13 protein-coding genes are annotated in these 13,373 nt (G+C 44.1%); 5 read left to right on the top strand and 8 right to left on the bottom strand.

The window, feature by feature from the left end:
• Positions 1-99: 99 nt before the first annotated feature.
• Entirely contained in the window at positions 100-1,260 is a 1,161-nt protein-coding gene (locus tag L3V35_RS17860; protein ID WP_237300470.1) for a multidrug effflux MFS transporter, read from the top strand.
• Between the two features lie 64 nt (positions 1,261-1,324).
• Here L3V35_RS17860 and L3V35_RS17855 read toward each other — a convergent pair whose 3' ends face one another.
• Positions 1,325-2,305: a helix-turn-helix domain-containing protein gene (locus tag L3V35_RS17855; protein WP_237300380.1), complete on the bottom strand. Its 981-nt coding sequence runs from the start codon at positions 2,303-2,305 to the stop codon at positions 1,325-1,327.
• A 98-nt stretch (positions 2,306-2,403) separates the two neighbouring features.
• Between L3V35_RS17855 and L3V35_RS17850 the strand changes: the two genes are divergently transcribed.
• On the top strand, positions 2,404-2,964 hold the full coding sequence (locus L3V35_RS17850) for a cysteine hydrolase family protein (RefSeq protein ID WP_102553198.1): 561 nt from the start codon (positions 2,404-2,406) through the stop codon (positions 2,962-2,964).
• 148 nt (positions 2,965-3,112) lie between these two features.
• On the opposite strand, the gene L3V35_RS17845 is transcribed toward L3V35_RS17850, so the two are convergent.
• From L3V35_RS17845 to L3V35_RS17830, 4 genes are all read right to left on the bottom strand, one after another.
• Positions 3,113-4,471 carry a Na+/H+ antiporter NhaC family protein gene (locus tag L3V35_RS17845; protein ID WP_237300379.1) on the bottom strand — a complete coding sequence of 453 codons (1,359 nt, stop codon included), beginning with the start codon at positions 4,469-4,471 and terminating at the stop codon, positions 3,113-3,115.
• 188 nt (positions 4,472-4,659) lie between these two features.
• Positions 4,660-5,424 carry a hydratase gene (locus tag L3V35_RS17840; RefSeq protein ID WP_237300378.1) on the bottom strand — a complete coding sequence of 255 codons (765 nt, stop codon included), beginning with the start codon at positions 5,422-5,424 and terminating at the stop codon, positions 4,660-4,662.
• A 206-nt stretch (positions 5,425-5,630) separates the two neighbouring features.
• On the bottom strand, positions 5,631-5,936 hold the full coding sequence (locus tag L3V35_RS17835; RefSeq protein ID WP_010428476.1) for a DUF3861 domain-containing protein: 306 nt from the start codon (positions 5,934-5,936) through the stop codon (positions 5,631-5,633).
• Positions 5,937-5,970: 34 nt separating this feature from the next.
• Positions 5,971-6,462 (bottom strand): DUF2798 domain-containing protein, encoded by a 492-nt coding sequence (locus L3V35_RS17830; protein WP_237300377.1) that lies wholly within the window; start codon positions 6,460-6,462, stop codon positions 5,971-5,973.
• 98 nt (positions 6,463-6,560) lie between these two features.
• Here L3V35_RS17830 and L3V35_RS17825 point away from each other — a divergent pair, with 98 nt between their 5' ends.
• Entirely contained in the window at positions 6,561-6,986 is a 426-nt protein-coding gene (locus L3V35_RS17825; protein ID WP_010428472.1) for a MarR family transcriptional regulator, read from the top strand.
• Between the two features lie 196 nt (positions 6,987-7,182).
• Here the strand turns inward: L3V35_RS17825 and L3V35_RS17820 are convergent, their stop codons facing one another.
• Positions 7,183-8,244 carry an MBL fold metallo-hydrolase gene (locus L3V35_RS17820; protein WP_237300376.1) on the bottom strand — a complete coding sequence of 354 codons (1,062 nt, stop codon included), beginning with the start codon at positions 8,242-8,244 and terminating at the stop codon, positions 7,183-7,185.
• Positions 8,245-8,409: 165 nt separating this feature from the next.
• Positions 8,410-10,194 carry an SgrR family transcriptional regulator gene (locus L3V35_RS17815; protein WP_237300375.1) on the bottom strand — a complete coding sequence of 595 codons (1,785 nt, stop codon included), beginning with the start codon at positions 10,192-10,194 and terminating at the stop codon, positions 8,410-8,412.
• 603 nt (positions 10,195-10,797) lie between these two features.
• Between L3V35_RS17815 and rimK the strand changes: the two genes are divergently transcribed.
• Positions 10,798-11,703 carry a 30S ribosomal protein S6--L-glutamate ligase gene (rimK, locus tag L3V35_RS17810; protein ID WP_010428457.1) on the top strand — a complete coding sequence of 302 codons (906 nt, stop codon included), beginning with the start codon at positions 10,798-10,800 and terminating at the stop codon, positions 11,701-11,703.
• Positions 11,704-11,735: 32 nt separating this feature from the next.
• Positions 11,736-12,164: a RimK/LysX family protein gene (locus L3V35_RS17805; RefSeq protein ID WP_004733090.1), complete on the top strand. Its 429-nt coding sequence runs from the start codon at positions 11,736-11,738 to the stop codon at positions 12,162-12,164.
• A gap of 75 nt (positions 12,165-12,239) precedes the next feature.
• On the opposite strand, the gene L3V35_RS17800 is transcribed toward L3V35_RS17805, so the two are convergent.
• Positions 12,240-13,028: an MBL fold metallo-hydrolase gene (locus tag L3V35_RS17800; RefSeq protein WP_237300374.1), complete on the bottom strand. Its 789-nt coding sequence runs from the start codon at positions 13,026-13,028 to the stop codon at positions 12,240-12,242.
• Positions 13,029-13,373: the final 345 nt, after the last annotated feature.

Raw genomic sequence — 13,373 nt, 5'->3', positions numbered from 1 at the left:
AAAACCTTCTGTAAACCAATATCCTATCGAATAAACGCCTTTCTTGGATAACAGGGAGATACCTTGAAGAAACCACAACCAGTACTGGGTAAAACCGGCATGCTATTTTTCCTCGTCATCATCAGTGCGTTTCCTCCATTGACCATCGACCTTTATTTACCTGCACTACCACAAATGGTAGAGGTGTTTAACACTGACCAATCGATGGTCAATCTAACCCTGAGCAGCTACTTCGTTACCTATGCCTTCGGTCTGTTGTTCTGGGGGCCGCTCAGCGAAAAGTTTGGTCGTAAGCCGATCCTATTGATTGGATTAGCGAGCTATATGGTGGCAAGTGTAATATGTGCCATGACCAATAGCATAGAGCAGTTAATTGGTGCTCGTATATTCCAAGCTTTTGCGGGCAGTGCCATCACCGTTATCGCAACCGCCATCGTGAAAGACCTTTATGACGGCCGAGAACGTGAAAAGATCATGGCGACCATCATGTCACTGGTGATCATCGCGCCAATGGTCGCGCCGGTATTTGGGGCGTTCCTACTGAAAATCGCGTCTTGGAGAATGATGTTCGTCACTCTCGCTGTTTTTGGTGCGTTCGCGTCAGTATTAGCTTGCTGCTATCGAGAGACGCTCGAAACCAAGTACCAAGGTTCTATGTTCCGTTCATGGGGAAGAATGGGCGTGGTCATGAAAAACCGCTCGTTCGTCAAATTGCTGGTGATCTTCTCTATCACACCAATGGCACTTATGGGTTTTCTGGCTGCCGGCTCTTATATCTACATCAATCACTTCGGATTAACCGAGCAGCAATTCAGCTACGCTTTCGCATTTAATGCGTTGTGCGCCTCATTCGGGCCAACCATTTATATGAAGTTGTCCTATCGAATGCCAGTTCAAAAAGTGATTACAGGGTGTTTTGCTCTACTGGCAATCGCAGGAATCTTCACGCTAACTGTAGGTGGATTGTCACCTTGGTTCTTCGCATTTATCGCAGCTCCCGCCACTTTAATGGCTATCATAATGAGAGTGCCCGGCACTAATTTAATGCTAAATCAACAAGATCACGACACAGGTTCTGCCGTCGCACTGATCCAGTTCTTCAGCATGATTTGTGGCTCACTTGGCATGGTCTTGGTTTCAATACGCCCAGATTCTCTAATTGAAAACCTAGGCTTCATCCAATTATCGGTGGGAATTCTAGGCGGATTGATGTGGCTGATGGTTAGAAACAAAGAGTTTGTGACAAAGAAACTGAATTAGAGACATCCAAGATGCTCACTAACAACACGACTCAATAAACCTGAGGAATGGTGACTATTAAAAGTCATTCCTCGGCGAGAAATCTAGAACGAAATCTTGATGGTGTTAAGCCGATGATTTTAAAAAAGACTTTTCGAAAGCTATTTACGTCTTCATAGCCGACTAAATAGCTGATTTGATCTACCGGTTTATGAGAACTTTCCAGTAGCTCACAGGCACTTTGAATACGCACATGTTGGATGTAATTGATCGGCGTAAAGGTAGTTGCTTTAGTAAATTGACGGATAAAAGTTCTTCGGGTCATGAACGCTTCTTCAGCCAACTGATCAAGAGTTAAAGATAAGTGGTAGTTTTTCTGAATAAAGTGCTGCACCGATACAATCTTGTCATTACCGTGAGCATAATTCGGCGTAAAACTCTGATAATAGCGCTGTTCCCTCAACCCAGTATCAAGTACGAGATACTTACCTAGATTACGAGTATTGGTCGGAGTCGTGTATTTTGTCAGGATAGACAAAGCCAGATCCATCCACGACATCAAACCACCAGCTGTGATGATGTCAGCGTCATCAATCAAGATTTTGTCGATATCGACATCGATGTCCGAATAGAGATCCGAGAACTTTTGTTGTGCTTGCCAATGGGTTGTCACGGTTCGACCTTGCAGTAGCCCCGTCTTCGCCAAAATAAACACGCCCGCACATGCCGAGCACAGTATCGATCCTCGTTGATGAGACTCAACAAGGTAATCTAACAGCCCTTCATCCGGCTCTAGGTAGTAGCGACCATCTAAGTTTGGCGGCAATAAAATGATATCGGCCTTTGAACCAAAGGTTGAACTGTCTTGTGAGGTGCCTATTGAATGGCCGGTTGGACAAGCCAAGTCATTGTGAGGCTTAATCTCAACATGAAACTGAACCTGTTCATCGGAAGGATCAAGGCTATTGGCCATCTGAAGAAACTCTTTCACCCCGAACACTGCACTCTGAAGAGAACCTGGATAGTCGATGATTTCGACCATTACTGATTTTGTCACTATTGCCATATAGTCTGTCATTTTTGACGTGCGATAAAAAATACAGAGTATTCATAATATTCCTACACCGCAATACACTAAATACACTAAATACAAAGGTATGGACTATGACGAACACTGCACTACTACTTATCGACTTTCAAAATGACTACTTCCCTTCATACGAGGGAGCGAAATGGCCGCTGTCTGAGACAGAAAAAGCAGCCCAAAAAGGCTCTCAACTACTAACCGCATTTAGAAAGAAACAGCTTCCTATTGTTCATGTTCGTCATGAGTTCCCAACCAATGAGGCGCCCTTCTTCCAGCCGGGCTCAAACGGTGCTCAAATCCACAACAGTGTCGCACCTCAAGAAGGTGAACCTGTGATTGTAAAACATCAAATCAACAGCTTTAGAGAAACAGAGCTGAACGAAGTACTGAAGGGAAAAGGAATTGAAAAACTGATCATTGTCGGCGCGATGAGCCACATGTGTATTGATGCTGTAACTCGCGCAGCTACCGATTTAGGCTATGAGTGCCATGTAGCGCACGACGCTTGCACAACGTTAGATATGGAATTCAACGGTATTACCGTGCCAGCAGCGCATGTCCACGCTGCATTTATGGCTGCTCTTAGCTTTGGCTATGCCAATGTCGCGTCCGCGAATGAACTTGAGAACCTACTTTAACTAAATTCAAAACCGCCTTTATTCACAGGCGGTTTTCTTTAACCTCAAATCAAGCCTTAATTGTCTGCCCATTCGGAACAGGCATAAAAAAGGCTCCTTGCGGAGCCTTCTATCGAAAGCAATGATTACTAAGCTTGATAAGTTGGTACTAAGCTTTAGCTACTTGGCGCGCTGGATGCTTGATAAACACGGCAAACACAGCCACAACTGCAAGCGCGAAACAGTAGTAAGAGTTAGCCACGATATCCAAAGGCGATAGGTTAAATACCGAACCTAATAGCAATACCTGTGCACCGTAAGGCAGTACACCTTGAATCACACAAGAGAAGATATCCAATAAGCTGGCAGAGCGACGTGGAGACACGTTATTTTCTTCAGCTAATTGGCGAGCCACGCTGCCAGATACAATAATCGCTACCGTATTGTTTGCCGTACATAGGTTCACCATTGATACCAAGCCAGCAATACCGAGCTCACTCGCACGGCCATTGGCTTGCTTAGAGTGTGAAGAACCAAACGCACGAATCAAACCGCTCACTAAGTTAGTCAGAAACGCCAGTCCACCTTGGCGACGCATTAGCTCACTCAAACCGCCAATCAGCATCGACAGTAGGAAGATTTCCTGCATGTTACCGAAGCCTGCATAGATATCTTGAGCGTAATCCGTCATACCGTAGTTCTCGACAGAACCTAGGCTCACGCCACCCGCCAGCAAGATACCAATTGTCAGCACAACGAACACATTCATGCCCGACACAGCAAGAATCAAAATAGTGATGTACGGCAGTACTTTCAGCCACTCGATTGGGCCTGTTTCAGGAACCTGAGTTGCAGTGCTGTTGAAAGCAAAGATAACAATCGCGATAAGAGCAGCTGGAAGTGCAATGCGGATGTTTTCTTTAAACTTATCTCTCATCTCACAGCCTTGCGAACGTGTTGCGGCAATGGTGGTATCAGAGATGATAGACAGGTTGTCACCAAACATCGCGCCACTCAAAACAACACCTGCTGTCAGTGGAATGCTCATGCCTGCTGAATCTGCAATGCCTAACGCCACAGGTGCAACCGCAGCGATGGTACCCATCGAAGTGCCCATTGCTGTTGCGATGAAAGCAGAAATAAGGAAGATACCCGGCAGAATCATGCTAGTTGGAATAGCAGATAGGCCAAGGTTTACAGTCGCGTCAACGCCACCAGACGCTTTAGCCACAGCCGCAAAAGCACCCGCCAATAGGTAGATCATACACATTGCAATAATGTCTTTGTGACCGACTCCATTCAGGAATTGCTCGATAGCACGGTTCAATTTATCTTTGCTTAGTAACAGCGCCAACATCACCGCAGGCAAAGCCGCAATCGGAGCTGGAAGCTGATAGAACGCAAAGTCGACGCCTTGCAACGACAAGTACGTACCTACGCCAATAAACAGCGAAAGGAAAACAATCAGAGGGATAAGTGCAACTGCAGAAGGTGCAATTACAGCATTAGGATTTTTCGAATTAGACATGGAACGACAACGCAATAGAACAGGGAGAAGAGAGACTAATGTCACACTTAGAACTTGTCAACGTCTAGACGTCTAAACGCCCAATTAAATGCAAAGTAATAAGAACCCTATTGAACATCACTTAATAAAAAAGGCTATTTACTAGTCAGTAAATAGCCTTTCGATAACAGATAGTGCGCCAATAGAAGTTAGCGTTTCTGCTTAAACGTTACTTGGTATTCGCCAATATCTTGGTAATGGAATGTCGTTAGCTTATCGAATTCCATTTCTACGATACCGCAGTAAGAACCCGTGATGATTGCTTCACCCGCTTGGAAATCAACACCACGACGCGTCATGTAGTTAATCAGCCAGTAGATTGGGCTTGGTGGCAGTGTATTCGGGTGCTTACCGTCAAATGCTTGAACTCGCTCGCCTTGAGTTACTTCAATACTGATCTCAGCAGAGGTGAACGCTTTTTCGCGATCAATCTCAGGGCCGATGAACAAGCCTTGGTTTACTAGGCCGTCAGCAAGTCTTTCATAGAACTCGGCACCGCTGTCATCAGCAAAGCGAGATTGCATTAACTCAAGAGCCATATGGCAAGAACCAATCGCTTCATTGATTTGCTCTTCACTGTAACCTTCTGGGTTTGCAGGCAGGCTCTTTGCAAGCGTAAAGGCAATTTCAGGCTCAACACGTACTACGTCGTTGTCAGCAAACAGTTCGCAAACTTCGCCTTGTTGAACGCTACCCGAAAAGATAGGCGCAACAATGAACTTGTCTTCAGCCAAAGGAAGCAAACACTTCCAACCACCGACCTTGTCGCTCTTAAGATCGATCATTGATGATTGGATCTTTAGCGCATCTTCCAAGTTATTCGGACGGTACTGTTCGTCCAATCTTGGTGCTTTAGTTCCCGCAACGCGGCGACTCAGTAGTTCTTCAGCTGCTTGCTTAAATACATTTGTCATATAATACCACCTTTAGTTTTATGACCAGTATAATATCGGATTTCTTGAAGCTTGAATAGACAATTAAACAACGAAGCAACACCGCAAATTCAGCCATCAATTTTCCCATATTCTAGACGCAAACAACTGAAACTATGTTGATTTAAATATAACAAAAGCCAGTAAATTGATTACTGGCTTTTTGAGCGTGTTACTGATGACTAGGCTTACTGCCCTTTTAACGTCTTCTTCAGATTCTGCATGAAGTTTCTGAAATGAGGCATGAAATCAACAAACAGAGGGTGCTTTCTATCTTGCATCATCATTGGGCCGAGTAATCGAATGCTCACCCCTAGTCGCGTTGCTGATTGCTCGTCTAAGCCACTGTCTTGTTTGATCTTCTCAACAATCGCGAACATGTTTTCTCTGTCTTCAATTTCAAACTGCATGGTTTGCAGTTCACGATCTTCTTTGATGTTCACTTCTTCGATAGTGATACGGTAGTTATTGTGTTTGCCTGTGAATGCTGTCATGTGGATCTCCTACAATGCTTAAAAAGTGTTTTGGCTAGCTCTTCATGAATCGTTCGAGCTTAGGTTTAACCGTCATCGACATCACGACCATGATCGTAAGGCCAATAGGAAGCGCAGCAATAAATCCATTAAACCATCCACTGGTAAACGCCGATGTATCCGAAAATCCAATATTATTTCCCGCTGTTACAAATGCCATGATGGACTCCATGATAAAAGCCATAATCAATCCCACGATTAGGTTGCGAGCTTTCTCGCCGTAATTGGGCAACGCCTTAGCAGTGACTTTAGTCACCAAAGTCATCATCACCATGCCGATTGGCATCATAATCACGACAGCAAGCGCTAACGATGATAGCCAATTGCTGATGAATTCCTCACCAAACCCGACATTCATGTAAGTCATAACCGCTGTTAAACTGCCGCCAATCGTCAGCATTAAACTCATCATTACCAAAGCTTTGTGTAATACAGGCGTGGCTTTTTGCTCAGGAAGAGTTGGCGTTAATGTTGCTTGAATCGTCATATCTATATTCCTGTCTTGAATTTACGAACAATTAAGTTGATAATGTCAACTATAAATAAAGTGGTTGATACTGTCAACTAGATTTCTAAGGATCGTTTATGTCTGATAACACATCGCTAGAATCCATCTTTCGTTTGGTACACTCTTTGAAACGTCAAATGAGTGAACAGATTGAGAGTTTGGACTCTGACATCGCGCCAATGAATATTCGTGTAATGAAGATCATTACCAAGAAGTCTCCATGTACTTCTATTGATATTGCACACTTCCTAAACCGCGATAAGGCGCAAGTCACTAGGCTCGTTAACGCGTTGATCAGTCAGGAACTTGTGAAGAAATCGCCTAATCCCGAAGACAAGCGAAGCCAGTTATTGGTTCTGACCGATAAGGGTCAAGAGATCATGAGTAAGGTATCGAATATTGACCGAGAGATGCTGCAGAGAATGACCAAAGGCATGGCCGACGATGAGTTAGAACAGTTTCGAAAAATCGCGAGCAAGATGGCTCACAATCTAGAAAACTGATCTAGAGAATGAGTAATTAGAAATAGATCGGCTCTTTGAAACAAAGCCGATCTTTAGAAAGATGAAAAAAACGCCACCGAATCGTACGATCGGTGGCGTTTTTTGTATGAGCTGATTTGATATAGATTAGCAGTATGGCTACCTCTAACTTAGATGACCGTTTTAATTAGATGCCAGTTCTAATTAGGTAACAGCTCTAATTCGATGCTAGTTTCCACCACGCTTGAACGGGTACTGGCTCTGCGATCACTAGGCGTTCACCCATCACAGGGCTCACCATTTGCACGTCTCGCTCTTTGCTTATCGTCAGTGCTTGCTCCATTGGGTCTTGCCAATCGTGCATAGAAAGGTCAAACGTGCTGTTGTGGATTGGCATCATCACCTTACCCTGAAGGTCAATGTGCGCTTGAACGCTTTGCTCTGGGAACATATGAATATCCACCCAAAGTGAGTTATACGCGCCCGTTTCAACCATGGTTAAATCAAACGGTCCGAAACGCTCACCAATCTCTTTAAAGCCGTTGAAGTAACCAGAGTCACCGCTAAAGAAGACTTTCTTATCTGAAGCGTTAATGACCCAGCTCCCCCACAGTGTTTGGTCACGATCAAGTAAGCCACGCCCAGAAAAATGTTGTGTCGGCGTCAAAGTGAACTCGATATCAGCAACGGTTGCCGACTCCCACCAGTTCAACTCAATGATCTTTGCTTTATCCACGCCCCACTTTTCTAGTAGAGCACCGACTCTGAGTGGCACCAAAAATGTCCCTACTTTGCCTGCTAATACCTTTACGGCACCTTTGTCTAAATGGTCGTAGTGATCGTGGCTGATCACTACCACATCAATATCAGGCAGTTCTTGTAATGAGATTGGTGTTGGATGGAAGCGCTTTGGCCCCATCCATTGCACTGGCGATGCGCGATCACTGAACACAGGATCAGTCATCACTAGCTTGCCATCCAGCTTCATCATCACGCTTGAGTGACCCAAGCGATAAGCGACATCGTCTTGTTCTTCGATCAGCTGCTCGGCTGTCATCGGTTTCAGAGGCAATGCAGAACGCGGTACCGGCTCATTCCTTTCCACAGTCACGTAAGCTTTCAAGATTGAAAAAATATCAGACATACCCGATTTGTATTCCAACTCACTGTTAACAAACTTCTTCGGAAGCTTATCTAGATTGTCGTTTGATTGTGAACCTGTGCTTACGATAGCGACCACGGCAAGTACTCCTAAAATCGGTAATAGATATTTTTTCATTGGTATCTCTTTAATCATTGGGTCTATCCCAACGCAAAAACTACACTGATTAGTTTACATAGCAAAACGAAAAAGTAAACCGGTTAGTGTAACTTATATTTTGGCTATATGTGGACCTGCCGAGATCGGCTAGAAAAGAATAGTGAATCTATTTAGTTAGAAATATTAATCCGCAGACCATACATTCTTGAAATCTGGCCAACCCCAGTTCGTGATGGCTACATTCTTCAGAATACCTTGGAAACGCACGGTTTGTAGGTGATGGAACATAGGCACTAACCAATAGTCCGAGATCAGCGTCGATGCAACGGGCTCCAACTCTGCCAAGTAATTCGGCAGTTCAACCGATGCCTTATGATGATCTAAGCGCTGCTTCAGCCAATCGCTGTTCATCTCTCCTAGTGCAGAGTGCAAAACAGGATCATTCATCAACCACGAGAACAGTGAAGAAGGTGCATTGTCATCGAGATTGAGGTTACACAACACCAAGTCTTCTTTAAGGTCACCACTCTGAGATAGCTGAGCCAGTTCTCGAAAACTGTAGGTATTTACCTCAACTTCTACACCATATCGTTTCAATATGTCAGATACACAAATAGCACATCTATATAGGGCGTAGTAATTGTAAACGGCTATGGTCATCTTTTTAGGCAGTTGTGCTTCTTTCGAAGGCGTTCGATACAATTTCTGCCAACTTGGCAGTATGTTTTGAGCTAAAGAGACACTGAACAAACCCTTGTTTTTTTCCAGCTGAGATAAAATAGCTTGTGGGTTGGTCAGTTCTGAAAGGTATTTTCGCTGCTCATTATTAAGCGGAGTTGCCGCTGAATTCTGATTGAACAGGATAAACAAGCACCCATCTTCGACTCGGCTACGAAGGCCGTCTGTGTCTGCTGAAACAAGCTCCGTATCGCTTTTCCCTAGCTGATGGAAACAAGAAGAATCTTCATAAGACGAGACTTGCATTTGGCTGTCATCGAATCGAGCACTGCCCGTCATCGATTCTTCAAACTGCCAGATGGTCACCTCATCGGTTAAAGACCGACAACCATAATAGAGCTCAAATGCCGCGAGCTTGATCCGTTCATTATTGGTCTCAACCACTTTAAATGGACCGGTACCAATAACTGCATGTGACACCGAGTTTAATGGCGATGGCTCACGAGTTACTTGCGCTGCGGGTTGAATCGAATACTTAACCCCAGCAAGTAAACCAGCAAAACCAGTATCTGCTTTGGTCAATTGGAAGCTGATCCTTAATGACTGCTCACTGTAAACCGAAGCGACATGGGCTAACTCTGTCTGATAGAAAGGTAGCGGTTGTAAGGCGGTAAACAACGATACTAACTGCTTGACATCAACGGGTTGGCCATCGTGGAAGGTTAGGCCGGGGCGCAAATAGAAAGTCCAAACCAACTTTTCAGCATCATATTCCCAATGGTGCGCCAGTTCAGGCTTCAACTCGCCCTTGCCATTACAAGTGACGAGGCAACTGAACACTTGCCTGATCAAAAATCGTTCGCTACTGCGGTGAATATGATGCGGGAACAGGTCTTCAAACTTACGTTTATAAGTTAATTGCACGTGCAGCAGCCCTTCACGCATCGTCGCGCCAGAGGTTTCTTGGAGGAGAGAGCCAAATACAGCGCGGTCATTGTCTAGAATTGAGAGTGCTTTTTCGTATTTGCCTTGCTCTATCAGTTTACTCGCAACGTGTTGAGTCAGCTGTTGATTACTAAAGTGCAAAGTCAAATTAGAACGTTGATTCCTGCCGACTTTTGGCTCCCACACCACCCATTCAGCCTGATGCATTTTACCTAACAAGGTTCGTGCATGACGCAAGCTGGTGAACAGCTTGTCTGCAACCTCAGTTAAGGTTACCGAATGTGGGAGGTTAGGCTCGAACGAATCCAGCCTTGTGTAGTAACGCATCATGTTTAGATCAGACAAATAATGAACCTTTTTAGAAACAACCCTTCCTGATTAAGTCCATTATAAAACACATCAGTCAAAAAGTAGCGATAAAAGACAAAAACAGGAACAACTTAGTAAAAACCCATCTGTTTATTACTTCCTATTAAGTAACCATAATTAATGGGTCAACAAGGAACTTTGAGCTCCCACCAAAGCCTAATACAAGAGAAGTAATCATCATGAGAAAATACTATCTTAATAAGCTAAAAAGCACCTGTAGCAAGCTCGAAAGAGAAGCACTACGAACACTTATAGAGCTATGTAACTGGCGTTATTAGTACACTTTTAAGCACCGAGTTAACGCGAGTTGAGTACAACCTAATAGGCTCCTACCCCCAATATGAGTTAGGTCTCAACTCGCTTTTCCATTCCAAACGCCCTCTCAACCTAGTTGTACCAATCGCTCACACATTCGATAAATTTCCGTTGTCGACTCGACAAATTTAATTCGTTTTCTTAGTTAAACGAAAAGCCTTAAGGTTCGCCCCGAAGCAAGCAAAGAGCCTCAGAAAAACTGAAAGCTCAGCTAACAACTCATTTATTTGCAGTTACCAATCAGGTATTAACTAAGGAAACGCCATGCGTATCGCAATTCTTTCTCGCAACGAAAACCTATACTCTACTTCTCGCTTAAAAGCGGCTGGAGAAGCTCGTGGTCACCAGGTCGATGTTATCGACACGCTGCACTGTGATATAGATATCGCGAGTAACAATCCGAAGATTCGCTACATGGGTGAAGAGCTACCTCAATACGATGCTGTTATTCCACGTATTGGCGCTTCCATTACCTTTTACGGCACTGCGGTTGTTCGCCAATTCGAAATGATGGGCACTTTTTGTATCAATGAGTCAGTGGCTATTAGCCGTTCTCGCGACAAACTACGCTCACTACAATTGTTGTCTCGTAAAGGTATTGGCTTACCAAAAACAGGTTTCGCTAGCCGCCCAGACAAGATTCAAGACTTGATCAAAAACGTAGGTGGCGCGCCACTGGTTATCAAGCTTCTTGAAGGCACTCAAGGTATCGGTGTGGTTCTGGCTGAAACAAACAAAGCAGCTGAAAGCGTTATCGAAGCATTCATGGGCCTAAAAGCGAACATCTTGGTTCAAGAGTTCATTGAAGAAGCTAATGGCGCAGACATCCGTTGTTTTGTTGTGGGTAACAAAGTTATTGCAGCAATGAAACGCCAAGCTGGTGAGGGTGAATTCCGCTCTAACCTGCACCGTGGCGGTACAGCTCAACTGGTTAAACTAACCAAAGAAGAGCGCGCTACGGCGATCAATGCAGCTAAAATCATGGGGTTAAACCTATGTGGTGTCGATATTCTACAATCTAAGAATGGCCCTGTTGTAATGGAAGTGAACTCTTCTCCAGGCCTAGAAGGTATCGAGAAAGCGACAGGCAAAGATGTAGCAGACATGATTTTCGGATTCATCGAAAAAAATGCAAAACCAAACGCTAACCGTACTCGTGGCAAAGGCTGATTAAACGCCGTTTACTCATGATTGGAAAAAACATGAACAATAAAATGATCATAGGGAATACAGAAGCACTTTGCTTACCAGAGTTAGGGATAACTGGACTACATACGCGTGTTGATACAGGGGCTCAAACCTCTTCTCTGCACGTAGACAATCTACTATGTGTAAAAACAGACGGTGAAAACTTCGTTGAGTTCGATCTTCACCCAGACGTTTACCACCTAGAAGAGACTGTGCGCTGCAAGGCGAAGCTGAAAACGAGTAAAAGAATCAAATCATCGAACGGCGAAGTTGAACACCGTTGTGTGATTGAAACCATGTTAAAAATTGGTGGTCAGGAATGGCCTATCGATATCACACTGAGCAACCGTCAGGATATGACTTATATGATGCTGCTTGGTCGTCAAGGCATGAGTGACAAAGTGATTGTTGACCCTGCGGGCGAATTTCTAATTTCTCACTAATTGAACTGCTCCACAGTTCAAATAGTGAGTCAACAACGCACAATAATAAAGGCCAGTCTTTGAGACTGGCCTTTATTATTTATGGCGATTCTTTTTATCTTTAAACCCAAATCGCCAAACAGATTTTAGCAATCCTTTGAGTTTGATTTTAGTCACTCGCCAATGTGTCACTGGCCTTCTTGGCGCACTCATCAACAGATGTGCAAAGGCTTGCTCACTCAAATTCACTTGTCCCCCATGCGCCACCAGCAAGGTGTTGACCTGCATGTCATAGATACGAGATACCGACTCTCGATACTTATTGGGATGAAAAATTGGGAAAGGCGGAATCAGCTTCTTTTTGACCTCAACCATTAAGTCCGCCACATAGGCGACACTGTGTGATGGGCAATAGACGGAAAGGTCTCTGTCGGTATGGCCGGGCGTTTCCAGAACCAACCAATCATCAAAGCCCGGAATACTGTCACCATCCGACAGCTTGTAGTCCGGCTTCAGCTTTCTTGAATACCATAGGTTTGCTTTGGGCTTGCCCAATCGGTTCGCCATCCACCGTGCTAATGCCAAATCGGTCAAATGCATCAATATGCCATCGATGCCGTGGTACCAATCCTTATCTCGATTTGCTGCAACCAAATGACAATTCGTGAGCTTTCTGAGTTTGTGTGCTGCTCCTGCGTGATCTGGATGCATGTGCGTCACAACCACTGTGTGTAGGTCGCTAAATTCACGGCCAAGATCATCTTCAATGAAAACTTTAAGGTGGGGAATATCCGCTCGGCACGCACCATCAAGTAACAACAACCTGTCAGGGTACTCTACGAGATACATGTCTTGGATATAGCCTTTGATGGTATGAAGTTGCAAAACCGTATTCCTATTCGTTATTCCTGCCGTTCAGAACAAATTAACAGTTCAGCAACAAGTGGTCTAACCAGAATATAGCAAAGATCAACGAAATGTGGTTTTGTGAGTTCAAAATTACTGACACTGATAACAAAAAGATGAACCTGTTACTCGAAAAAGGTAATCACAATATTACAACCCCTTCATCATTATGATTTTTAAGAACTAAATTCAATTTAACTGATTATCAATACGCACTGATATGAATAGGTTAAAGCTAATTATCAAATTTATTTTGAAAGTGTGACAAATACAAGGCTATTGATGATTGTTAACCCATTGGTAACATTTGCGTAAATTATCAAG

The organism is Vibrio sp. L5-1 (genome assembly GCF_021728315.1).
Taxonomy (GTDB): Bacteria; Pseudomonadota; Gammaproteobacteria; order Enterobacterales; family Vibrionaceae; genus Vibrio; species Vibrio splendidus_K.
This window is presented reverse-complemented; position numbering and strand designations above follow the sequence as displayed.